Annotated in this window: 18 protein-coding genes and 1 riboswitch; of the genes, 7 read left to right on the top strand and 11 right to left on the bottom strand. The window is 66.4% G+C overall.

Annotation, left to right across the window (positions count from 1 at the left end; genetic code table 11):
* Window positions 1-21 precede the first annotated feature (21 nt).
* Window positions 22-2889 carry an aminomethyl-transferring glycine dehydrogenase gene (gene gcvP / locus AC5P9N_RS19540; RefSeq protein WP_024956945.1) on the bottom strand — a complete coding sequence of 956 codons (2868 nt, stop codon included), beginning with the start codon at window positions 2887-2889 and terminating at the stop codon, window positions 22-24.
* A 62-nt stretch (window positions 2890-2951) separates the two neighbouring features.
* Window positions 2952-3054, bottom strand: a riboswitch (glycine riboswitch).
* Between the two features lie 299 nt (window positions 3055-3353).
* Here gcvP and AC5P9N_RS19535 point away from each other — a divergent pair.
* The 3 genes from AC5P9N_RS19535 to AC5P9N_RS19525 all read left to right on the top strand — a co-directional run bounded on the left by AC5P9N_RS19535 (window position 3354) and on the right by AC5P9N_RS19525 (window position 6078).
* Window positions 3354-4580, top strand: a complete 1227-nt coding sequence (locus tag AC5P9N_RS19535; protein ID WP_060381217.1) for a multidrug effflux MFS transporter — start codon at window positions 3354-3356, stop codon at window positions 4578-4580.
* Window positions 4581-4720: 140 nt separating this feature from the next.
* Window positions 4721-5617 (top strand): siderophore-interacting protein, encoded by an 897-nt coding sequence (locus AC5P9N_RS19530; RefSeq protein WP_099484591.1) that lies wholly within the window; start codon window positions 4721-4723, stop codon window positions 5615-5617.
* Window positions 5618-5685: 68 nt separating this feature from the next.
* On the top strand, window positions 5686-6078 hold the full coding sequence (locus tag AC5P9N_RS19525) for a hypothetical protein (RefSeq protein ID WP_005410623.1): 393 nt from the start codon (window positions 5686-5688) through the stop codon (window positions 6076-6078).
* 119 nt (window positions 6079-6197) lie between these two features.
* Here AC5P9N_RS19525 and AC5P9N_RS19520 read toward each other — a convergent pair whose 3' ends face one another.
* The 4 genes from AC5P9N_RS19520 to AC5P9N_RS19505 form a co-directional block, all read right to left on the bottom strand.
* Window positions 6198-8162, bottom strand: a complete 1965-nt coding sequence (locus AC5P9N_RS19520) for a M2 family metallopeptidase (RefSeq protein ID WP_005410621.1) — start codon at window positions 8160-8162, stop codon at window positions 6198-6200.
* 654 nt (window positions 8163-8816) lie between these two features.
* Window positions 8817-10466 (bottom strand): phosphoethanolamine transferase, encoded by a 1650-nt coding sequence (locus tag AC5P9N_RS19515; protein ID WP_495223876.1) that lies wholly within the window; start codon window positions 10464-10466, stop codon window positions 8817-8819.
* Window positions 10463-11215: a phosphatase PAP2 family protein gene (locus tag AC5P9N_RS19510; RefSeq protein WP_164212750.1), complete on the bottom strand. Its 753-nt coding sequence runs from the start codon at window positions 11213-11215 to the stop codon at window positions 10463-10465. The genes AC5P9N_RS19515 and AC5P9N_RS19510 overlap by 4 nt, the downstream gene beginning before the upstream one ends.
* Window positions 11216-11326: 111 nt before the next feature.
* Entirely contained in the window at window positions 11327-13030 is a 1704-nt protein-coding gene (locus AC5P9N_RS19505; RefSeq protein WP_164212749.1) for an ArnT family glycosyltransferase, read from the bottom strand.
* 131 nt (window positions 13031-13161) lie between these two features.
* Here AC5P9N_RS19505 and AC5P9N_RS19500 point away from each other — a divergent pair, with 131 nt between their 5' ends.
* Together AC5P9N_RS19500 and AC5P9N_RS19495 are read left to right on the top strand one after the other, a co-directional pair.
* Window positions 13162-13875 carry a response regulator transcription factor gene (locus tag AC5P9N_RS19500; protein ID WP_005410617.1) on the top strand — a complete coding sequence of 238 codons (714 nt, stop codon included), beginning with the start codon at window positions 13162-13164 and terminating at the stop codon, window positions 13873-13875.
* Entirely contained in the window at window positions 13862-15148 is a 1287-nt protein-coding gene (locus AC5P9N_RS19495) for a sensor histidine kinase (protein WP_049460127.1), read from the top strand. Before AC5P9N_RS19500 ends, AC5P9N_RS19495 begins: the two co-directional genes overlap by 14 nt.
* A gap of 86 nt (window positions 15149-15234) precedes the next feature.
* On the opposite strand, the gene AC5P9N_RS19490 is transcribed toward AC5P9N_RS19495, so the two are convergent.
* Window positions 15235-15624, bottom strand: a complete 390-nt coding sequence (locus tag AC5P9N_RS19490; protein WP_049460128.1) for a VOC family protein — start codon at window positions 15622-15624, stop codon at window positions 15235-15237.
* 127 nt (window positions 15625-15751) lie between these two features.
* Between AC5P9N_RS19490 and AC5P9N_RS19485 the strand changes: the two genes are divergently transcribed.
* Entirely contained in the window at window positions 15752-17002 is a 1251-nt protein-coding gene (locus AC5P9N_RS19485) for a DUF819 family protein (protein ID WP_005410614.1), read from the top strand.
* A 351-nt stretch (window positions 17003-17353) separates the two neighbouring features.
* On the opposite strand, the gene AC5P9N_RS19480 is transcribed toward AC5P9N_RS19485, so the two are convergent.
* Complete coding sequence (locus AC5P9N_RS19480) at window positions 17354-17578, bottom strand: YbdD/YjiX family protein (protein WP_005410613.1); 225 nt, start codon at window positions 17576-17578, stop codon at window positions 17354-17356.
* Window positions 17578-19659: a carbon starvation CstA family protein gene (locus tag AC5P9N_RS19475; RefSeq protein ID WP_099484535.1), complete on the bottom strand. Its 2082-nt coding sequence runs from the start codon at window positions 19657-19659 to the stop codon at window positions 17578-17580. Before AC5P9N_RS19475 ends, AC5P9N_RS19480 begins: the two co-directional genes overlap by 1 nt.
* Before the next feature lie 215 nt (window positions 19660-19874).
* On the opposite strand from AC5P9N_RS19475, the gene AC5P9N_RS19470 reads away from it, so the two are divergent.
* Entirely contained in the window at window positions 19875-20726 is an 852-nt protein-coding gene (locus tag AC5P9N_RS19470) for a pirin family protein (RefSeq protein WP_005410611.1), read from the top strand.
* 128 nt (window positions 20727-20854) lie between these two features.
* On the opposite strand, the gene AC5P9N_RS19465 is transcribed toward AC5P9N_RS19470, so the two are convergent.
* The 3 genes from AC5P9N_RS19465 to AC5P9N_RS19455 form a co-directional block, all read right to left on the bottom strand.
* Complete coding sequence (locus AC5P9N_RS19465) at window positions 20855-21313, bottom strand: hypothetical protein (RefSeq protein ID WP_099484534.1); 459 nt, start codon at window positions 21311-21313, stop codon at window positions 20855-20857.
* A gap of 195 nt (window positions 21314-21508) precedes the next feature.
* Window positions 21509-22228 (bottom strand): aquaporin Z, encoded by a 720-nt coding sequence (gene aqpZ, locus AC5P9N_RS19460; protein WP_099484533.1) that lies wholly within the window; start codon window positions 22226-22228, stop codon window positions 21509-21511.
* Window positions 22229-22349: 121 nt separating this feature from the next.
* On the bottom strand, window positions 22350-23213 hold the full coding sequence (locus AC5P9N_RS19455) for a pirin family protein (protein WP_005410608.1): 864 nt from the start codon (window positions 23211-23213) through the stop codon (window positions 22350-22352).
* Between the last annotated feature and the right edge of the window lie 100 nt (window positions 23214-23313).

The following is a 23313-nucleotide window of genomic DNA, read 5'->3' as shown; positions in this document are numbered from 1 at the left end:
CTTTACCGATGCCGCGAGGAATCAAGCCTCGACTTCATCATCCTTGTAGGCATCGACCGGGATGCAGGCGCACATCACGTTCTTGTCGCCGTACACGTTGTCGACGCGCGCCACCGGCGGCCAGTACTTGCTCTGCTTCAGGCTGGCCAGCGGGAAGGCAGCCAGTTCGCGCGGGTAGGCGTGGGTCCACTCGCTGGCGGTCACCGCGGTGGCGGTGTGCGGCGCGTTCTTCAGCGGGTTGTCCTCGCGGTCCAGACGGCCGTCTTCGATCGCGGTGATCTCCTCGCGGATCTGGATCATCGCGTCGATGAAGCGGTCCAGCTCGTGCAGCGATTCGCTCTCGGTCGGTTCGACCATCAGCGTGCCGGCCACCGGGAAGCTCAGGGTCGGGGCGTGGAAGCCGAAGTCGATCAGGCGCTTGGCGACGTCCTCGGCGCCGATGCCGCTGGTCTTCTCCAGCGGGCGTACGTCTAGGATGCACTCGTGTGCCACCAGGCCGTTGCGGCCGGTGTACAGGGTCTTGAAGTGCGGGGCCAGGCGCTTGGCGATGTAGTTGGCGTTGAGCTGCGCGACCTGGGTGGCCTTACGCAGGCCTTCGCGGCCCATCATCGCGATGTACATCCAGCTGATCGGCAGGATCGAGGCGCTGCCGAAGCTGGCGGCGCTGACCATGCCGACCGGGCCGTTGTCACCCAGCTTGCCCGGCAGGAACGGGGCCAGGTGTTCCTTGACCGCGCACGGGCCGACGCCCGGGCCGCCGCCGCCGTGCGGGATGCAGAAGGTCTTGTGCAGGTTCAGGTGCGAAACGTCCGAACCCCACTTGCCGGGCTTGGCCACGCCGACCAGGGCGTTCATGTTGGCGCCGTCGGTGTACACCTGGCCGCCGTGCTGGTGGATGATCTCGCAGATCTCGACCACCTCTTCCTCGAACACGCCGTGCGTGGACGGGTAGGTCATCATGATCGCGGCCAGGCGGTCGCTGTACTTCTCGGCGTTGAGGCGGATGTCTTCAACATCGACATTGCCGTTGGCATCGGTCTTGGTGACCACCACCTTCATGCCGCACATCTGCGCCGAGGCCGGGTTGGTGCCGTGCGCCGAATCCGGGATCAGGCAGATGTCGCGGTGGCCTTCGCCGCGCGAGCGGTGGTAGGCGCGGATCGCCAGCAGGCCGGCGTACTCGCCCTGTGCACCGGAGTTCGGCTGCAGGCTGACCGCGTCGTAGCCGGTGCATTCGACCAGCATCGCTTCCAGCGTGTCGATCAGTTCCTTGTAGCCCAGCGCCTGGTCGGCCGGCACCAGCGGGTGGATCTGCGAGAACTCCGGCCAGGTCACCGGGATCATCTCGGCGGTGGCGTTGAGCTTCATGGTGCACGAACCCAGCGGGATCATCGTGCGGTCCATCGCCAGGTCCTTGTCGGCCAGCGAACGCAGGTAGCGCAGCAGCTCGTGCTCGCTGTGGTGGGTGTTGAACACCGGGTGGGTCAGGAACGCGGACTGGCGCAGCAGGCCGGCCGGCAGCGCGTCGGCGGTGCTGGCATCCAGCGCGTCGACGTCCAGCGAGGCACCGAACACCGCAGCCACGGCGACGATGTCGGCGCGGGTGGTGGTCTCGTCCAGGCTGATGCCGACCGAGTCGCTGTCGATCGCGCGCAGGTTGTAACCGGCGGCGCGTGCCTTGGCATGGATTTCATCGGCATGCACGCCGGTGACGTGCAGGGTGTCGAAGAAGTCGCCACCGACCTGCACGCCGGCATTGCGCAGCGCTGCGGCCAGGATCGAGGCCAGTCGATGGGTGCGGCGGGCAATGCGGGTGAGGCCTTCCGGGCCGTGGTAAACGGCGTACATCGAGGCCATCACCGCCAGCAGCACCTGCGCGGTACAGATGTTGGAGGTGGCCTTCTCGCGGCGGATGTGCTGTTCGCGGGTCTGCAGGGTCAGGCGGTAGGCCGGGTTGCCCTGGGCATCGATCGAAACGCCGATCAGGCGGCCCGGCATCGAGCGCTTGTAGGCGTCACGGCAGGCCATGAAGGCGGCGTGCGGGCCACCGAAGCCGAACGGCACGCCGAAACGCTGGCTGTTGCCGACCACGATGTCCGCGCCCCATTCGCCCGGGGCAGCCAGCAGGGTCAAGGCCAGCAGGTCGGTGGCCACGGCCACCAGGCCGCCGCGTGCGTGCACGGCATCGACCAGCGCCTTGTAGTCGCCGACCTGGCCGAAGGTGTCCGGATACTGCAGCAGCAGGCCGAAGGCTTCTGCTTCCAGCGCTTCGGCCGGGGTGCCGACGCGCAGCACGATGCCCATGGGCTCGGCGCGGGTACGCAGCAGTTCCAGGGTCTGCGGGTGCACGGCGTCGTGCACGAAGAAGGTGTCCGACTTCGACTTGGCCGAACGCTTGGCCAGGGTCATCGCTTCGGCGGCGGCGGTTGCTTCGTCCAGCAGCGAGGCGTTGGCGATTTCCATGCCGGTCAGGTCGGCGCACAGGGTCTGGAAGTTGATCAGCGCTTCCATGCGGCCCTGCGAGATTTCCGCCTGGTACGGGGTGTAGGCGGTGTACCACGCCGGGTTTTCCAGGATGTTGCGCAGGATCACGTTCGGCGTGTGGGTACCGTAGTAACCCTGGCCGATGAAGCTGCGCAGCACGGTGTTCTTGTCGGCGATCGCACGGATCTTCGCCAGTGCCTGCACTTCGGTCATCGACTCCGGCAGTGCCAGCGGTGCCGGCGACTTGATCTTGGCCGGCACGATGGCGTCGGTCATCGCATCCAGCGACGCGTGGCCGACGACGTCGAGCATCTGCGCGATCTCGGCGTCGTTGGGGCCGATGTGGCGCTCGACGAACGCGTTGTGGTGCTCGAGCTCACGCAGGGAAGGGGTGTTCTGGGACATGGCGAAGGATCCGTCAGGAAAGGGCACACGCACGGGCACAAGCCGCCGGTCGGCGGTCTGCGGGGCGCCCCTCTGTCCTTTTGCCTGAGAGTTTAAAAGCGCGGCGGACCGCAGCTTCGTGCCCCTTCGGCGCCGGATCGAACCGGTCTCTCCAGAGTTGTGTTACGGGTGGTATCGGGCCTGAGCGATTACGGGCGTTGCGCCTTCGGCAGCGGTATTCCGCTTCTCCCACCGTGTTGCCCGCCGATTATAGCCCGTTGCGGGCGCGGCGGCCGCCTTCGGTCCTGGAGGCCGCGCCTGAATGGCCGATGGCCCGTCCGTGCGTTTTGTGCACTGATGCATGGCATCAGGCGCAATCCCCACCTATGATGGGCGGATACCCGAATTCATCTGGCGCCGTCCCTGCTGCAGGGGACCGGCGCCCGCCGTGCGTGCCGCGCATGGCCCTGCCGGACGCCTTTCCCATGACCGCCGCTGTTGCTCCCTCCACCCGCCGCATGGCCCTGCTGCTCGCCGGCCTGGCCATGTTCGGTCCGTTCTCGATCGACACCATCTTCCCGGCGTTCCCGCAGCTGGCCCAGCGCCTGGCGGTGGACGAGGTGGCGGTGCAGCAGACCATCAGCGTGTACCTGCTGTTCTACGGCCTGATGAGCCTTGCGCACGGCCCGCTGTCCGATGCCTGGGGCCGCAAGCGGGTGATCCTCGGTGGCCTGGTGGTGTTCGTCGGCGCTTCGGTCGGCTGCGCGCTGTCCACCGACCTGACCACGCTGCTGGCGTTCCGTGCGCTGCAGGGCCTGTCAGCAGGCGTCGGCATGATCGTCGGCCGCGCGGTGATCCGCGACCTGTACCACGGACACGACGCGCAGCGCCTGATGAGCCAGGTATCGATGCTGTTCGGCATCGCTCCGGCCATCGCACCGATCATCGGCGGCTGGATCCTGCTCAGCGGCGCCGGCTGGCCACTGATTTTCTGGTTCCTGGTGGTGTTTGCGCTGCTCCTGCTGGCGGCCACTGCACGCTACCTGCCGGAAACCCACCCGGTGGAGGCACGGGTGCCGTTGTCGCCGCGCGTGCTGCTGCGTGATTACGTGCGCATCGGTTTCAACCCGCGGTTCCTGCGCCTGGCGCTGGCCGGCAGCATCGGTTTCGGCGGCATTTTCCTGTACATCTCCTCGGCGCCGGTGTTCGTGATGCAGCACCTGCATCTGGGCGAGGGTGGTTTTGCCTGGCTGTTCATCCCCACCATCGGCGGCATGACCACCGGCTCGTTCCTGTCGGGGCGCATGGCCGGGCACACCACGCCCACCCGCCAGGTGTCCATTGGTTTCGGCCTGTGTGCGCTGTCGGTGCTGCTGAATGTCGGCTACGTGGCGCTGTCGCCGCAGTTCGTGCTGCCGTGGGCGGTGCTGCCGATCTTCCTGGGCGGCATGGGCATGGCATTGATCTTCCCGATCCTGGCGCTGGCGGTGCTGGACATGTACCCGCATCAGCGCGGCCTGGCCTCGTCGCTGCAGGCCTTCGTGCAGCTGATGATCAGCACGGTGGTGGCCGGCGTGGTGTCGCCGCTGCTCAGCGCCAGCCCGCTGCACCTGGCGCTGGGGCAGGCCGCGTTCTTCGCCGCCGGCTTCGTGTTCTGGTACTGGGAACACCAGCGTGAACGCGCGGTACAGGCGGCCTGCACGGGCCATTGAGCAGCGCGCAGGGGTAGGGCCGGCCGCTTTGCCCGCAACGCTTGCGAAGAGGAACGACCGGACTAGGCTGGGCACTCCAGCCAGCCGGTGCGTGGATGCACGACAGCCAGCCAATCCGAGGTCGTTGCATGAGGTTCCCCATGGCTGCGCAGCAGACCTACCGCCTGTTCGAGGTGGCGCTGAAGGAGCGCCGCGTTCTTTCCCCTTCCCTGGACCGCATGGTGTTCACCGGTGCCGACGTGGCGCGGATGAAGACCGAAGGCCCTGACCAGCGCATCAAGGTGTTCTTCCCCTTGCCCGGCCAGGAGGTGCCGCAGGTCCCCAGCGGTGAAGACTGGTACCCACGCTACCGGGCCCTGCCGGACGACAAGCGCCCGCCGATGCGTACCTACACCATCCGCCAGTTGCGCGCGGAGCAGGGCGAGGTCGACGTCGATTTCGTCATCCATGGCGAAACCGGCCCCGCCTCGCGCTGGGCCATGCACGCCCGCCCAGGCGACCGCGTGGTGCTGCTGGCCCCGGACGCCGACTGTGCCGAGAGCAGCGAGGGCTGGGAGTGGAAGCCACCGGCCGGTGTCGGCCAGGTGCTGCTGGTGGCCGATGAAACCGCGTTGCCTGCGGTGGCCGGCATCCTCGAGGAACTGGCGGCCATGGTCGACCCACCGCGCACGCTGGCGCTGCTGGAGGTGGCGCAGGCCGGTGATGCGGTGCACCTGAAGGCGCCCTCCAGCGCCGAGCTGGTCTGGCTGCCGCGCGGGCAGGCCGCCTACGGACAGCGGTTGCTGCAGGCGGTCCAGGCGCGGTTGGCAGCGACCTCGGGCGTGACTGCCGGCGATGCGCTGGAGGAGATCGACGTCGATACGCAGATCCTCTGGGAGCAGGCCGAAACCGGTGTGGCCGGGCCGCTGTATGCCTGGGTGGCGGGCGAGGCGGGGGCGGTGATGGCGATCCGCCGCCACCTGGTGCGTGATTGCGGGCTGGACCGCCGCGCGATCACCTTCATGGGCTACTGGCGGCACGGCAAAGTGCTGGACTGAGGGGTGTGAAGCGTTGCTGCGGGCGGGGTGCGCTATCCTTGCGCCCCCCTTCGCAGCGGTACCGCACCATGTCCACCAGCTCCAAGACCCGCCGCGACCAGCGCCGTCGCCAGGAAAAGCAGGCCGCCAACAAGGCCGCCGCGCAGGCCTCGCCGGTGGAGCCGCATGCGGAACTGCGCGATGCACAGCGCACCCTGCTGGCCGGTGTCGTGCGCCGCGACGGCGAATGGGTGCTGGGCATGGATGGCCGCATTGCCGGCCACAGCGAAAGCGCCGCACAGGTGCTGGCGCTGATCATGCAGGCCGGTGAGTTGCACGAACGCAATGGCACGCCGGTGCGCCTGATGTACTCCGACGCGCTGCGCGATGCCGCACAGGCCGAAGCCAGGGAGAAGGGCCAGACCTTCGAGGAATTCAAGGCCGAGCTGGCCGCAGCGATGGCCGCGAAGAAGAACAGCTGACCGCTGTTGCGGTAGAGCCGGCCGCTGGCTGGCTGCCAGACGGATTTTCACCGTGCAGTTGCCGGCCGGCGGCCGGCACTACCGGAAAGGGGCGGATCCTTTCGGACCCGCCCCTTTTTTCATTTCGCCGCCGGGGCCGCGTTGGCCTGCCAGCCGCACATCTGGCCTTCGTTCTGCTGCTTCAGCCACTCGTTGACCGGGGTGAAGTACTCGATCATCGGGCCGGCATCGAGCTTGTCGGTACCGGTCAGCTCCTTCAGCGTGGCCTGCCACGGCTGGCTGGCACCCTTGCTCAGCATCGCCCAGTACTTCTGGCCGGCTTCCTTGTTGCCGTAGAAGGTGCACTCATGCAGCGGGCCCTTGTAGCCGGACGCGTCGCACAGGCCCTTGTAGAACTGGAACTGCAGGATGCGCGCCAGGAAGTAGCGGGTGTACGGAGTGTTGCCCGGCACGTGGTACTTCGCGCCCGGATCGAAGAACTCTTCGCCACGGGTGCTGGCCGGCGCCACGCCCTGGTACTTGGCCTTCAGGTCCCACCACGCCTTGTTGTAGTTGTCGGCAGTGATCGAGCCATCGAACACGCCCCAGCGCCAGCGGTCGATCATCAGCCCGAACGGCAGGAACGACACGCCTGACAGCGCCATGCGCATCTGGTTGTTGATGACCGCCTCGCGGCTTTCGGTCGGCGCATCGACCAGGCCGATCGAGCTGAGGTACTTGGGCGTCATCGCCAGCACGATGGTGTCGCCGATCGCTTCATGGAAGCCATCGTTGGCACCGCCCTGGAACAGCGGCGGCAGCGGGTTGTAGGCCAGGTCGTAATAGATGTGGCCCAGCTCGTGGTAGATGGTGGTGAAGTTCTCTTCGTTCGGCTTGATGCACATCTTGGTGCGCACGTCGCCTTCCATGTTCATGTCCCAGGCACTGGCGTGGCAGACCACGTCGCGGTCGTCAGGCTTGATGAACTGGGTCTTTTCCCAGTAGGACTGCGGCAGCGACGGCATGCCCAGCGACACGTAGAAGTCCTGCGCGCGCTCGGTCATCTGCTTGGCGGTACGCAGTTCGGCCTCGCGCTGCGCCTTGTACTGCGCGGCCACGTTGGCATCCTTGCCGGCCTTGGCCAGCGCCGCGCTCAGGTTGGTCTGGTACTGCTTTTCCAGCGCCGCGGTGATGTCCAGGCTGCCGGCGCCCGGGTACGGTTCCAGCTGGTCCCACAGGTTCGACCAGTCCTGCTGCCACATGTTGCCCAGCAGGTGCGCGGCGATCAGGCCATTGCCTACTTCGGCCTTGTCCTTGCCATAGGTCTTGTCCAGCTTGCCGCGCGCGTAGCAGTGCAGCTGCTCGTACATCGGCTTGACCTGTTCCCACAGGCGGTCGGTTTCCGGGCCGATCTGCTCCGGCGGCATGTCGTAGCCGCTGCGCCACATCTGGCCGGCATCGGTGAAGCCCATGCCCTTGGCGCCTTCGTTCACCAGGCCGACGAACTTCTGGTAGTCGCCGCGCATGCTCTTGGTGGTGCTGTGCCAGCCCTGCCAGGCGTCAAGCTGCTTGTCGTAGTCGCGGCTGCGCGCCAGTACCTGTTCCAGCTCGCCCAGCTGGCGGCAGGAGTTCGGATCGTTGGCGTCGGTGCAGTACTTGCCAGCGCCGTAGCTGCCTTCCATGCGGGTGGCGATCTGGGTCAGCTCGGCCAGCTTGGCCGGATCGCGCGGCGCCGGCATCGAGGACATCAGTTTCAGCAGGTGGATCGCGCGCTTGCTGTCCTCGCTCATCGGCTTGCCATCGAACTTGGCGGCCTGCTCGATCCAGCTGTTGAGCTGGGTCAGCGAGCGCTCGTTGGCCTTGGCCGCGATGCGTTCCGAATCACTGTTGATGTAGGTGGAAGACAGCCACTGCGCCGAGGTCATCTCCGGGTAGGCGGCCTTGAATTCGGCATTGATGCGGGCCACGAACTGGTCGGCGGTTTCGCCGGCCGGGGCGCTGCTGCTGGCGGTATCGGTGCCTGGGGCAGCTTCCTTCTTGCAGGCGGCCAGGGCCAGCGTGGCGGCGGCGATTGCCGAGGCCAGCAGGAGATGACGGTGTTTCACGGGCGGTCCTTGGGTGGTGAACGACGGCCGAAGGCTAGTGGGCAGTGGCTGCGACCGCAAGTGGCGGAAGTCGGCCGGGTTCGGCAGGGCTGCGCCCTGCACCCGCAGAAGCAACGGCAACGGCCAAAGCAACAGCAGAAGCGGGCTATCCGTGGGATGGCGGGGCGGTGTGGGCTTGCAGGACACGCCGTAAACCCATCCATGGGGGCTCGATGGCGCCATCCATGGCGCCAACGGTCCTGCAAGCCCACACCGCCCCACCTCTGACAGATCGCGGCGGCCGTTGGTGGGTGTCGACCTTGGTCGACACATCTGTCAGGTATCGAAAATCAAAATGGGGTCGGATCCGTTTTCCTCAGGAAAACGGATCCGACCCCAAGGTCGTTCCAACAGATCGCGGAAATCTGTCGAAGGCGGGGTGGGTCCGGTTGCGGGGGCGTGAGCCGCATGGATGCGGCGACCGAGCTTACATGGACGTACTTGCAGCGTCCCCCGCAACCGGACCCACCCCGCCAATCCACGGAATGCCAGCTTTTGCTTTTGCTTTTGCTTTTGCTGTTGCTGTTGCTGTTGCTGTTGCTGTTGCTGTCGAGGCTGCCGGCCAGCGGCCGGCACTACCGCAGGTGCAGGGCTGCAAGCCCTGCCGAACAACCCTCAACCTTCGCAGTTGGCGAACAGGTCGCGATCGCGCTCGTACAGCGAGGTCTTGACCTGCATCAGGCCCAGCACCGACGGGAACAGGTTGTCGTGGTCGGTATAGGCCGCCGAACGCTTGCGCACGCACTGCAGGTCCAACCCACGGCTGCTGGCGAAGCCCGGCGAGAACCACATCGTCATCGGTACGCGGGTCTGCTCGGCCGGAGCGATCGCATACGGCACGCCATGCAGGAACAGGCCCTTCTCGCCCAGCGATTCACCATGATCGGACAGGTAGATCATCGCCGTGTCGTAATCCTGCATGCCCTGCAGGGTGCCGATGGTCTTGCTCAGGAAATGATCGGTGTACAACACCGCGTTGTCATAGCTGTTGGTGATCTCTTCGCGAGAGCAACGGCCGATGTCACGGGTGTCGCAGGTTGGCTTGAAGCGCGCGAAGGCTGCCGGGTAACGCTCGAAGTAGGCCGGGCCGTGGTTGCCCAGCTGGTGCAGCACCACCACGCGGTCGCCGGGCTTGGCACGCACCTGGGCGGCCAGGTCCTGCAGCAGGATCTCGTCCATGCAGCGGCCATCGGCGCACAGCCCCGGCGTGGTCGCATCGGATAGCGACTGGAACTCCAGCCCTTCGCAGACGCTCTTGCAGCCGGACTGGTTGTCACGCCACAACGGCGCGATGCCGGCGCGGTTCAGCACGTGCAGCAGCGACTGGTGTGCACGGATCTTCTTTTCATCGTAGTCGTGGCGTCCCCACGGCGAGAACAGGCACGGCAGCGATACTTCGGTGCTGGTGCCGCAGGAGTGCATGTCGGGGAAGTTGATCACCGGTGCCTGAGCCAACTCCGGGGTGGTGTTGCGGCCACCGTTGAGCCCCCAGTTCTGCGCGCGCACGGTTTCGCCCATGACGATCACCAGCAGGCGCGGCTTGCTGGCCGGGGCGCGTGGCGTGGCCTTGGCGTCGGTGCCGATCGGCAGCTTCGGCGCGCGCTGCACCGGGTTGTCGCCACGCAGCGCGCGCGGCATACCGAGCAGCACGTTGGCCGGGGTGGCGAGATAGCGTACTTCGCGCTGGTTGCGCATCAGCGCCGAGACATCCTGGAACGAGATCAGCGCACCGCCAACTGCGGTCGTCGCCGCCACGACCAGGAAGCCGAGTCGCCACAGCAGGCTGCGGCCCCAACTGCGTCGGCGCAGCTGCACGCGCCACAGCACCACCATCGGCAGCACGGCCAGCAGCAGCACCGGCCACAGCAGCGATACGGTCATCAGCTCGCGGCTCTCCTTCGGGTCGGTCGCCAGCACGTTGCGCAGCATGTCCGCATCCAGATAGATGTGGTAGCGGCTCATGTAGTGCGCAGCGAACGCCGTCACCAGCAGCAACAGGCTGATTACCACTTTGGCATTCCAGCGCCAGACCAGGATGCCCAGCAGCACGCCGTGTGCACCCAGCAGCAACAGCAGCAGCGAAAGCGCGTAACGCAGGCTGCCCGGATGGCTGGCCATCGCGCTGTGCCAGAACAGGCCGTTGCCGGCCACCGCGAAGAACAGGCTGGTCAGCGCGATCAGTGCTTCCGTGGAGAGCTGCGGTCGCCAGTTGCGAAGACCCGCAAGGGCGGGGAGGCGGGCGGGGCGTTGGACCGATGCACTCATGCGTTTGCCTCCTGGCGGTGGGGACGGTCCAGCTGACGGTGGATCAGAACATACAGGCCCAACGAAAGCAGCCAACATATCAACGCGGTGGCAATGTCATGCGAAAGGAAATGGGCGCCCCGCAACTGCTGGCTGATCCCGAACACCAGGCCGGTGCCGAGGCCGATCCAGAGCCCGGTCCAGCGCCAGGACGGCCGCCACAGCAACGCGAAGAAATACAGGCAGAGCCACGCATAGCCTGCGCTGGCGTGGCCTGCCGGGAAGCAGGCCTGTGCCGGCATGCCTTCCGGGCGCAGGGTGAACAGACCGATGAAAGGCTGGTGGCCACCGTAGCGCAGCAGGTCCCACGGGCATTCCATCGGCACCAGCGACTTCAGCAGGGAGATCACGCCGGTGCCCAGTGCCATGGCAATCACGACATAAAGCAGCGCCCATTGCAGGGTGCGATCGCGACCCCTACGCCAGTGGTGGAAGCACAGCAGGGTCACGACCAGCGCTGCCGCCGTGCTCAACCATTTGCCGGCCTTGTGCACGACGCTGCGGGTGATCCAGGCGTCCTGCAGCGCCCAGTGGCTGCCTTCAAGACGGAACACGTGATCGGCCACCCATTGATCACCGCCGAAGTCCATCAGCAGCGTAAACAATGGCAGACCGATTGCGACAGGCAGCCAGAGGTGAGTTACGGCAAATCGAGACGCCAGTGGTGATGTCGCAAGCGGCGCTACCGAATCAAGGGGACGGACGGGCATGCTGGGAAGGGGCGGTTCGGGAATCCGCAGTCATGCTCGTCACCTGGATGTCGGAGAAGGGTCGGATGCTCGTTCGTGCCGGGTTAATGTTCGTCCGGCACGTGTCAACGTTCAGTCTTCTTCGGCGGTCGATCCTGCCCGCTCGGCGTGGCACTCCGGGTTCCATGCGGTACCGGGAAGCAGTTGCCAACGATTCCTGTTGGCAACACCGATGTCGATCACTTTGGCCGGATCCACGCAGGGGCTCATCGCATCGTCCAGCACCAGCAGCCAGCGCTTGTCCGGCGCCTCAGCGAGCCAAGGGCCGGCGTCATGCCATTGCTCTGCCCAGGGCCGCTTGAAGCCGAATTCGCGTACCGGGCGGTCGGCCTGCAGCAGGTTCTGCTCGCGCCAGGCCACCAGCGCCAGTTCGGCATCCGGTCCGATCCGCGCGCCGACCCGGCGCATCAGCGCTGACGCCGATGCATAGGGATCCAGCGCCGGGATCAGTACCAGGCCGTAGAGCATCCACAGCATGCCGTGGGTCAGCAGCACCAGCGTCGCCGCGCGGCGCACCCGCAGCCACACGATCAGCGTGGCCAGCGCGATGGCGAAGGTCAGCAGGCCATCGCCCAGCACCGGCAGCAGGGTATCGGGCATGGCGCGGCGTTCCAGCTGGGCCACCGCCCAAGCGTGTTCGGTCAGCAGCATCACGCCCAGCGTGCCAGTGGCCAGCATCAGCACCACGCTGTAGCCGAACAGGTAGCGGCGAACGCACAGGCGGCGCAGCAGGCCGGGCAGCAGCGGGGCTACGGCCAGCGCCATCGCCGGCAACATCGGCAGCAGGTACACCTCGCGCTTGCCCGGGCTGGCGCTGAAGAACACCAGCACCAGCACGGCCCAGCCCAGCAGCAGCCACTGGCGGCGGTCGCCACGGCGGATACGGCGCCACCAGGGCTTGAACAGCATCGGCAGCAGCAGGCTGCCCGGCAGCCACAGGGTAAGGATCACCTGCAGGTAATACCAGGCGGGCTGCCGGTGGTGCCACGCATTGGCATAACGGGTGCCGGTCTGCTTGAACAGCAGCTCGTGCGCATAAGCCTGCAGTTCGGCACTGGGCGTGTGCAGCAGGGCCCAGCCCAGCGGCGCCAGCCACACCCCGACACCCAGCAGGAAGGCCGGGATCAGCCACAGCAGGGTTGCCGGATGCGGACCCTCCACCGTGCGTCCGCGGCGGCGCTGGTACAGCCACCAGCCGAACCAGGGCAGCACCATCAGCAGCGGCAGGAAACCCACGCCCTTGGTCACCGTGCCGACGCCTGCGGCGAAGCCGGCCAGCCACAGGGCAGGCAGGTTGCGGCGTTCACACAGATGACGCATCAGGCCCCAGAGGGCCACGGTGGTCATGCCCACCAGCACCATGTCGATCTGCGCGCGCTTGGCCATCAGCCCGAACTGCAGGGTGCAGAACAGCGCAGCGAGGGCGTAGATGGAATGTCGTGGCGACCACAGCCGCCGCGCCAGGTCCGACACCAGCCACAGGCTGAGCAGGGCGCCCAGCAACGACGGCAGCAGGAAGGACCACTGCCAGCTGCCGACGATCTCGTAGGCGGCGGCCTGCAGCCACATGAAGACGGGTGGCTTCTCCGCATACAGTTCCACGCCACGGTGCGGCAGCAGCCATTGCCCGCTCTCGACCATGGTCCGGGCCGCCAGCACGAAGCGCGGCTCGTCCGGCGGCTGCGGCTGCCGAAGGCCGATCCCCGCTGCCAGCGCAGCAATGATCAGCAGCCACAACAGGGGCAGGCGCCAACGGCGGGGCAGGGCTACGGGCACGGCAGGCTCCGGGAGCAAAACGGCCATTCTGAGGTGGCGGGGGTGGGAAAAGCGTCAGAGCGGCGCCGGGGCGACCGCATTCCGACATGTGCGGCGCTACCATGGTACGAACTTCCGTGGGTGTTTCGTGCATGCGTCTGTTGGTGATCGAGGACAACCGCCAGCTGGTGGCCAACCTGTTCGACTATTTCGAGTCGCGCGGGCACGTGCTCGACGTGGCGCCGGATGGCATCACCGGACTGCACCTGGCCGGGAGCCATCCGTATGACGCCGTCATCCTGGACTGGATGCTGCCGCGCATGGAGGGCCCGGAGGTGCTGCGCCGGCTGCGCGCCGAGCATGCATCGGAAGTGCCGGTGATCATGCTGACCGCGCGTGACGAGCTGCCGGACAAGATTGCCGGCTTCCGCGCCGGTGCCGACGACTACCTGACCAAGCCGTTCGCACTCCCGGAGCTGGAGGTGCGGCTGGAAGCGCTGCTGCTGCGTGCGCAGGGCCGCAACCCGCGCAAGCGCCTGCAGGTGGGCGATCTGGTGCTGGATCTGGCCACCCTGGAAGCCCAGCGCGGCACCCAGGTGCTGCACCTGTACCCGGCCTGCCGCAAGCTGCTGGAAGTGCTCATGCGCGCCAGCCCCGGCGCGGTGACCCGCCAGCAGCTGGAATTCGCTCTGTGGGGCGACGAACCGCCGGATGGCGACCTGCTGCGTTCGCATGTCTACGAGCTGCGCCGCAGTGTGGACGGACCGTTCGCCGAGAAACTGATCCATACCCTGCCGCGGGTGGGTTACCGCTTGGCCGTGACCACGCCCAGCGATGCCGGCAAGGATGATGATGAAGGCGAGTAAGCCGGGGCCGTTGTACCGGCGCGTGGTGTGGTGGTTGCTGGGCTATCTGGCGCTGCTGTCGATCGCGGTGTTCAGCGTCGGCAACTACGTGCATGAACATGCGGAGCACGCTGCCTGGCGCGCGCTGCTCAATTCCGAACTGGACAGCATCGTCGAGCACACCGAGCACGAGCCGCACTATCGCTGGCAGGACTCGGACACGCTCAGCCTGTTCCGCTTCGATGAAGGCAACATGCCGGAAAGCGTGCGCCTGCTGCACCCGGGGCTGCATGACGGGGTGCCGATCAATGGGCGGCAGACTGCGGTGATGGTGCGTGACACCGGCTCGATGGGGCGGGTGGCGCTGGCGCTGGACATTTCCGACTTCCATGACCTGGAACAGTTCGCCACGCGCTGGGTGATGCTGGCCGGGGTGATCATGATCTTCGTCACCGTGCTGATGGCGTCGTTCGGCATGGAACGCATGGTGCGCCCGTTGAGCCTGCTGGCGCAGCACATCGCCGCGCTGCGGCCGGGCGTCCAGGGCCAGCGCATCGAGGTCGACCCGCGCGGCAGCTCCGAGCTGCATACCATTGCCGATGCACTGAACGACTATCTGGACCGCAACGAGCAGTTTGTCGAACGCGAGCGGGTGTTCATCAGCACCGCCAGCCACGAGCTGCGTACGCCGATTGCGGTGATGACCGGTGCCGCAGAGCTGGCACTGGAACAGCCGGGCCTGCCCGAGCGCGCGCGCCAGCAGATGCAACGCGTGCTGCGCACCGCGCAGAGCGTGGAGCAGCTGATCGAACTGCTGCTGGTGCTGGCCCGTGACCCGGCGCGCCTGGCCGCGCGCGCCGAGCGCATCGCCCTGGACCAGCTGCTGCCGGAAATCGTCGACGACCATCGCCACCTGCTCGGTGACAAGGACCTGAGCATCGGCATCCAGGCGGCCCCGGTGGATATTGTCGCGCCGCTGGCCGTCGTGCAGGCCGCGATCGGCAACCTGCTGCGCAATGCCATCGAGAACAGCGGGCGTGGCCACATTGAATTGCGCCTGAGCTCGTCGGCGGTGCTGACCCTGCAGGATCCGGGACATGGCATGAGCCCGGAGGAGATTGCGGCGATCCACGCGCGGATGGCCCGTGGCGAGCGCGCCGACCGTGGCGGCGGCATCGGCCTGGACCTGATCGCCAGGCTCTGCGAGCACCTTGGCTGGACCCTGCAGCTGCAGCCCTGCGAGCCGCGTGGCACGCGCGCCACGCTCGATTTCAGCGCTTCACGTCCGGCCTGAACCGGCCGTCCTGGTAGATGCCAACCTTGGTTGGCATGCTGCCCGTCGACCAAGGTCGACGCCTGCCCACGCAATGTCCGTTCGCATTACCAGCCGTTCGGCCGCGCCACATGCTGGTCGATCAGGATCACATTGCCGTCGGGATCGGCCAACTGCAGGTAGCCGGTGCCCCGCCCATGAGGGTCGGTACGCACCGCCAGTTCAATGCCCTTCGCATCCAGTTCCGCCTGCAGTTCACGTACATCCTGGAAGTGGGGCAGTTCCTGCTTGTGCTGGTCCCAGCCCGGGTTGAAGGTGAGCAGGTTGCCCTCGAACATGCCCTGGAACAGGCCGATGATGACGCCGTTGTTGCGCATCACCAGCCAGTTCTGCGCCGGCTCGCCACCGGTCACCGAGAAGCCCAGTGCTTCGTAGAAGCTGCGGGAGGCCGCCAGGTCCCTGACCGAGAGGCTGACGGAGAAGGCGCCGAGCTGCATGGGAGTGGCTCCGGGAAAGGGCAGCCGGCACTGCAGCATGACCCGGCGTGAAGACAATGTTAATCTCGGGGTGCGCCGCTTCATGCGGCGCTTTTTTTTCCCGCTCTTTCGATCGACAGAGGATCCCATGCCGACCGAACCCGCTACTGCCCTGATCAGCAACGACATCGTTGGCCTGGGCCTGATTGCCGCCACCCTGGCCCTGATCTTCTGGGCTGCCAGTGGCCCGACCCCGTTGTTGAAGAAGATCTTCGCCTGGGTGCCGGCGCTGCTGCTGTGCTACTTCGTCCCCGCCATCTACAACACCGCCGGTGTCATCGACGGCCACAACACCTCGCTGTACAACCCGGTCGCGCGTGACGTGCTGCTGCCGGCCGCGCTGGTCCTGCTGACCCTGTCGATCGACCTCAAGGGTATTGCCAAGCTCGGCCCGAAACTGCTGATCGTGTTCTGCGCCGGTACCGCCGGCATCATGCTCGGCGCCATCGTCTCGTTCCAGCTGATGAAGCTGATCCACCCCGAAACCGTGGCCGGTGATACCTGGGCCGGCATGGCGGCGCTGGCCGGCAGCTGGATCGGCGGCGGCGCCAACATGGTGGCCATGCGTGAAGTGTTCGGCACCGATGCCACCACCTTCGGCCAGTTCGCGGTGGTCGACGTGGCCTGCGCCAGCCTGTGGATGGCCATCCTGCTGTTCCTGGCCAACCGCGCGCAGCAGATCGATACCCGCAACGGTGCCGATACCCGTGCCATCGACGAGATGAAGGCGCGCATCAGTGCCTACGAGGCGCAGAACGCGCGCATTCCCAGCATGACCGACCTGATGGTGATCGTCGGCGTGGCACTGGGCGGCGTTGGCCTGGCCCATGCCATCGCCGCGCCGCTGGCGGGCTGGTTCAAGGCCAATGTCAGCTGGGCCAGCCAGTTCAGCCTGGACAGCCAGTTCGTGTGGGTGATCCTGCTGTCCACCGCGATGGGCCTGGGCCTGAGCTTCACCCGTGCGCGCCGGCTGGAAGCCGCGGGCGCTTCGCGGCTGGGCACAGTGTTCCTGTACTTCCTGATCGCCTGCATCGGCATGCAGATGAACCTGCTGTCGCTGCTGGATCGGCCGTGGCTGTTCCTGCTCGGCGCGATCTGGATGGCCACGCATGTGCTGGTGCTGTGGGTGGTGGCCAAGCTGCTGCGCGCGCCGCTGTTCTTCTTCGCGATCGGTTCGCAGGGCAACATCGGCGCAGCCGCTTCGGCCCCCGTGGTGGCTGCGGCGTTCCATCCGACGCTGGCTCCGGTGGGCGTGCTGCTGGGCACGGTGGGCTACGCCACCGGCACCGGGCTGGCCTATGTCACTGGCCTGATCCTGAAGTGGATGGCCAACGGTTGAGTCCGGGCCGCCCCGGCGTCATGCCTGCGTAGATCCACGCCATGCGTGGATGCATTTCATGGGCCTCCATGAACATGGAAGGGGTCAGATCCGTTTCCCGGAGGAAACGGATCTGACCCCTGATGCATCTCGCCGTCACCGGAAATCTGTCGAAGGTGGGGTGGTGTCGGATGGCGGGGTGTCCGCGGCATGGATGCCGCGGCCAAGCCCCCAGGGATGGGTTTACGGCGTCCCCGCCATCCGACACCACCTCGCCAAGCACACAGAAACCCAGAGCCGACGCCTCAGCTGTTGCCGTTGCTCCGGCCTCTGCGGGCGCCGGGCTGCAAGCCCGGCACCCACCCTGGAACCTCAACAGCAGCGACCACCGTTGCGTCCGCCGTAGCGCGCTTCCTGGCGCTCGCGGAAGAACGTCTTGTAATCCATCGGCTCCTGGTCCGGATGCTTTTCCAGCATGTGCCGGACGTAGTTGTCGTAATCAGGAATGCCACAGCACAGTCGTGCGGTCTGCACCAGGCGCCGCCAGATACGGCGGTGTGCCTGGTACTGGCCGGCGGGAACCAGTTGCGTGCTCATCACAGATCCACCATTTCATGTGGCTTCAGCGCCACGTACGGGGTCTCGCGGTCGCTGCGCTGCGGATTGCGGCGGGCTGCCAGGATGGTCTTGATCGAATACACCAGCACTGCGCCCACCACCAGCAGGAACAGCGCGGTCAGGCCGGTGTTGACGTAGGCGTTGACCACGATCTGCTTCATCTGCGCCACCGATTTGGCCGGTGCCGTGATGGTGTCGCTGGCGAGGGCGGCCTGGAACTTGTGTGCCTGGGCCAGGAAGCCCTGCGCCGGATTGCTGTCGAAGATCTTGATGAAGCCGGCGTAGGTGGTGCAGATCAGCAGCCAGATGGCCGGCACGGCCGTCACCCACGCATAGGGGTCACGCTTCATCTTGAACAGCACCACCGTGCCCAGCATCAGTGCGATACCCGCCAGCATCTGGTTGGAGATGCCGAACAGCGGCCACAGCGTCTGGATGCCACCGAACGGATCGACCACGCCGGTGTAGAGCAGGTAGCCCCACAGCGCCACGCAACCGGCGGTACCGATGATGTTGGCGGTCCACGATTCGGTCTTCTTCAGGGCCGGCACGAAATTGCCCAGCAGGTCCTGCAGCATGAAGCGACCGGCACGGGTGCCAGCGTCGACTGCCGTGAGGATGAACAACGCTTCGAACAGGATCGCGAAGTGGTACCAGAACGCCATCATCGCGTCGCTGCCACTGGGAATCGCTTCGTGCAGGATCTGCGCGATGCCCACCGCCAGTGTCGGTGCGCCACCTGCGCGATGCAGGATGGTCGGTTCACCAATGGCCGCTGCGGTCGCGGTCAGCTGCTCGGGCGTGATGGTGAAGCCCCAGGTGTTGGTGATGTAGTGCGCCGCCGACGCAGCATCGGCGCCGATCACCGCCGCCGGGCTGTTCATCGCGAAGTAGATGCCCGGATCGATGATCGAGGCTGCGACCAGCGCCATCACCGCCACGAACGATTCCATCAGCATGCCGCCGTAGCCGATGTAGCGCATGTGCGCCTCATTGGCCAGCAGCTTCGGCGTGGTGCCGGAGGAAATCAACGCGTGGAAGCCGGAGACCGCACCGCAGGCGATGGTGATGAACAGGAACGGGAACATGCCGCCCTTCCATACCGGGCCATCACCACTGGCAGCGAACTGGGTCAGCGCCGGCATCTTCAGTTCCGGCATCACAATCAGGATGCCGACGGCCAGTGCGATGATGGTGCCGATCTTGAGGAAGGTCGACAGGTAATCGCGGGGGGCCAGCAGCAGCCACACCGGCAGCACCGAGGCGACGAAGCCGTAACCGATCAGCATCCAGGTGATCTGGGTGCCGGTGAAGGTGAAGGCCGGGCCCCAGACCGGATCGGCGGCGACCTTGCCGCCGTACCAGATCGCGGCCAGCAGCAGGATCAGGCCGACCACCGAAATCTCGCCGATCCTGCCGGGGCGGATGTAGCGCATGTACACGCCCATCAGGATCGCGATGGGCATCGTCGCGATCACCGTGAACATGCCCCACGGGCTTTCGGCCAGCGCCTTGACCACCACCATCGCCAGCACCGCCAGGATGATGATCATGATCAGGAACGCACCGAACAGCGCGATGGTGCCGGGCACCTGGCCCATCTCTTCCCGCACAAGATCGCCCAGGGAGCGGCCGTTGCGGCGGCTGGACAGGAACAGGACCATGAAGTCCTGCACCGCGCCGGCCAGCACCACGCCCACCACCAGCCACAGCAGGCCGGGCAGGTAGCCCATCTGTGCGGCCAGCACCGGTCCCACCAGCGGGCCGGCACCGGCAATGGCTGCGAAATGGTGACCGAACAGCACGTGCTTGTTGGTCGGCACGTAGTCCAGGCCATCGTTGTTGATCACCGCCGGGGTGGCCCGGGTCGGATCCAGCTGCATCACCTTGTTGGCGATGAACAGGCTGTAGAAGCGGTAGGCCACCAGGTACAGCGAAACGGCGGCGACGACGATCCACAGGGCATTGATGTGTTCGCCGCGGCGCAGGGCCACGGTGCCCAGACAGAAGGCGCCGAGCAGGGCGAGTACCGCCCAGCCTATTTTGGAAAACCCTTTCATGAGGTGCTCTCTCCCGGAAAGACAGTCAAAGAGTCCCGCGTGCCCTCGGCAGGGTCAATTGGCACAGGACGAATCGGCGGTAGTACTTTGGTCGTACGCTTGTTGTGCTGACATGCAGCGAACATCAGGGATGGAACAATCGGTTGCGGCGCCGTCCATTGGCGTGCGGCCATGTGGCGTCCATCTTCAGTGGCATCCATCCAACAGGAGTCGCCATGAGCTTTCCCGAACCGGTCCGCGTACTGCGGACCATCCGTGGCATGCCCACCTCCGACGGTGCCGGCGTGCGCCTGACCCGCGTCATCGGCGGCCCGACGCTGCCTGACCTGGACCCGTTCCTGCTGCTCGATGAATTCGGCACCGACCGTGCCGAGGACTACATCGCCGGCTTCCCGGAGCATCCGCATCGCGGTTTCGAGACCGTCACCTACATGCTCGACGGGCGCATGCGGCATCGCGACAACCACGGCAACGAGGGCCTGCTTACCCCGGGCAGCGTGCAGTGGATGACCGCAGGCCGTGGCCTGGTGCATTCGGAAATGCCCGAGCAGGAAAGCGGTCAGATGCGCGGCTTCCAGCTGTGGGTGAACCTGCCGGCGAAAGAGAAGATGACCGAGCCGAAGTACCAGGAGTTCGCGCCCGAGCGCATTCCCGTGGTGCAGCCGGACGCCGGCGTGGAAGTGAAGGTGATCGCCGGCAACGTGGATGGCACGCAGGGCCCGATCGTGCAGCCGGCCACCGATCCGCTGTACCTGGACATCACGCTGGCCCCGGATCGCGCCTGGACCTATGCCTTGCCGGAAGGGCACAACGCCTTCGCGTATGTGTTCGAAGGTGCGGTGACGGTGGGTGAGCAGGACGCGGCGCGCGACGTCGCCCGCCAGGAACTGGCGGTGCTGGGCGGTGGCGAGCAGCTGCATCTGTCGGCCGGCAGCGAGGGTGCGCGGCTGATCCTGGTGGCTGGTCGTCCGTTGCGAGAACCGGTGATGCGCCATGGCCCGTTCGTGATGAACACGCGGCAGGAACTGATGCAGGCCTTCGTCGATTTCCAGGAAGGCAAGTTCTGAGGCGGTGCCGGCCGCTGGCCGGCAACTGCCTGCGGTCACGGCGGATCGAGGTGCCGGCCAGCGGCCGGCACTACCGTCAGGTCGGCTCGCATTGCGGGGATGCTGCAAGGCAGTCATCCCCGCCATCGTCAGTTCCCGGCAGCCACGGCCGACGGGGTCAGGCTCATCCCCTGCGCCAGCTGTTGCAGCGAACCCAGTTCCTGCGAGCTGTCCGGATACAGCGAAATCTGCGCGTAACGCCCTTTGTCGAGCTTGACCACGCTGATGCGGCGCTCGGCATAACCGGGCGGCTGCTGGCCTCCCAGATCGGGCTGGTACCAGTACAGTGATTCACCGCCGAAGCTGCCCTTTTCGTGGCGCAGCGAGCGGTTCAATGGAAGGTTGGGATCGCGTGCACTGAGCATCAGGCTCAGTACCTCGCGGCCATCGCTGGTGCTGGCACGGCAGACCAGGAAATCGGCCTGTGCCTGCTGTTGCCACTGCAGGCCGCTGTTGGCCGGCAATGAAGGACATTCGGTGGGAGCCTGCGCGGCGGCCTGGGCCGCAGCGAACAGCAGGCTCGACAACACTACAGGCGCGAACTTCATGCATCCCCCAAGGTGGTGTGTCGTGGCTCCGTCGGATGGACCGGCGGCCTTGGCATCCCATCCCCGGATGCCCCGCCGGCCGGCATGTGCACGGACGGTCAACTCAACCTTAACGGAACGTGAGCGATCGCACAAATTGCGGTTACAAGCGTAACCATTGCGGCCGAAGGTCGGCCGCAATGGTCCGCACAGGCCTCAGCGGTCGTTGCCGAGCCACTTGTAGATGATGCCGCCGATCGCACCGCCCAGCAGCGGGGCGACCCAGAACAGCCACAGCTGGCTGACCGCCCCGCTGCCGGCGAAGAAGGCCACGGCGGTGGAGCGGGCCGGGTTCACCGAGGTGTTGGTGACCGGGATGCTGATCAGATGGATCAGGGTCAGCGACAGGCCGATCGCCAGCGGCGCGAAGCCAGCCGGTGCCTTGCCGTGGGTGGCGCCCATGATCACGATCAGGAACACGGCGGTCAGCACCACTTCGCACAGGAAGGCCGCCGCCACGCTGTAACCGCCGGGCGACAGCGCACCATAGCCATTGCTGGCGAACGCACCGGCCTGGCTGCCGTCGATGGCGAAGCCGCTGGCCCCCGAGGCGATCTGCAGCAGGATGAAGCCGGCCAACAGGCCACCAGCCACCTGGGCGATGATGTACGGCACCAGGTTCTTGGTCGGGAAGCGGCCACCGGCCCACAGGCCGACGCTGACCGCCGGATTGAAGTGCGCGCCGGAGATATGGCCGAACGCATAGGCGCCGGTCACCACGGTCAGGCCGAAGGCGAGCGCCACGCCGAGGAACCCGATACCCAGCGGATTGCTGTCACCGCCGAACTTGGCGGCCAGCACCGCACTGCCGCAGCCACCCAGAACCAGCCAGAACGTGCCGAGGAATTCGGCGGACAAGCGTTTACCCATGCTCATGTGTTGCACTCCTTTGACGGTCGAAAGTGTGATTTATGTCACATTTCAATGATCAGCGGGTGACTGTAGCGTCAACGCCGGGTGCAGGGATACACCTTCAGATGTGTGCAACACGCGATGTTCAGTACTGCGGCAGCGGGATGAATTCCTTGTCGTCGCCCGGAATGGTGCCGAAGCGGCCGGCCTCCCAATCGTGCTTGGCCTGCTCGATGCGTTCCTTCGAGCTGGACACGAAGTTCCACCACAGGTGACGCGGGCCATCCAGCGGCTCGCCACCGAACAGCATCGCCTTCACCGGCGTCTTCGCGCGCAGGCGGCCACGTGCGCCGGCTTCGGGAATCACCAGATGCTGTGCAGGGATGTCCACGCCATCCAGCTGTGCGTCGCCTTCGAGGATGTACAGCGCGCGCTCGCGGTGGCCGTCGTCGATATCGATTTCCGCATCCGGGTCGAGATCGATTGCCACGTTGAGGGTGTCGGCGAACACCTTCACCGGCGATTCCTCGCCATAGGCGCGGCCGGCGATGACGCGCAGCCAGGCACCGTTGCGGCGCTGCTCGGGCAGGGTGGCCGCGGCGTGGTGGTAGAACGCCGGCTCGATCTCTTCATGTGACTTCGGCAGCGCCACCCAGGTCTGCATCCCGTGGATCGGGTTGTCGTGATCGCGGTCCGGTTGCGGCGTACGTTCGGAATGGGCGATGCCGCGGCCAGCGGTCATCCAGTTGACGTCTCCGGGGCGGATCACCTGGTCCGAACCGAGTGTGTCGCGATGGCCGATGGCGCCCGACCACAGATAGGTGACGGTGGCCAGGCCGATATGCGGATGCGGGCGCACGTCGATGGCCGTGCCGGGATGCATGAGCGCCGGGCCCATCTGGTCGACGAACACGAACGAGCCGATGCTGCGCGCCTGCAGGGTGGGGACGGCGCGACGGACTTCGAGTCCGCCGATGTCGTGCACGCGCGGGGCGATGATGGTGGTCATGCGGGCGTTCTCACTGCAGGGATCAGAGCGCCAGCATCGCATGCAGGTGTGACGGGCACATGCCCCGTATGGGTAACAGGTTGTTCCAGCCAACGGCGCA

Source organism: Stenotrophomonas sp. YJH_SMC_6 (genome assembly GCF_059371335.1).
This window is presented reverse-complemented; position numbering and strand designations above follow the sequence as displayed.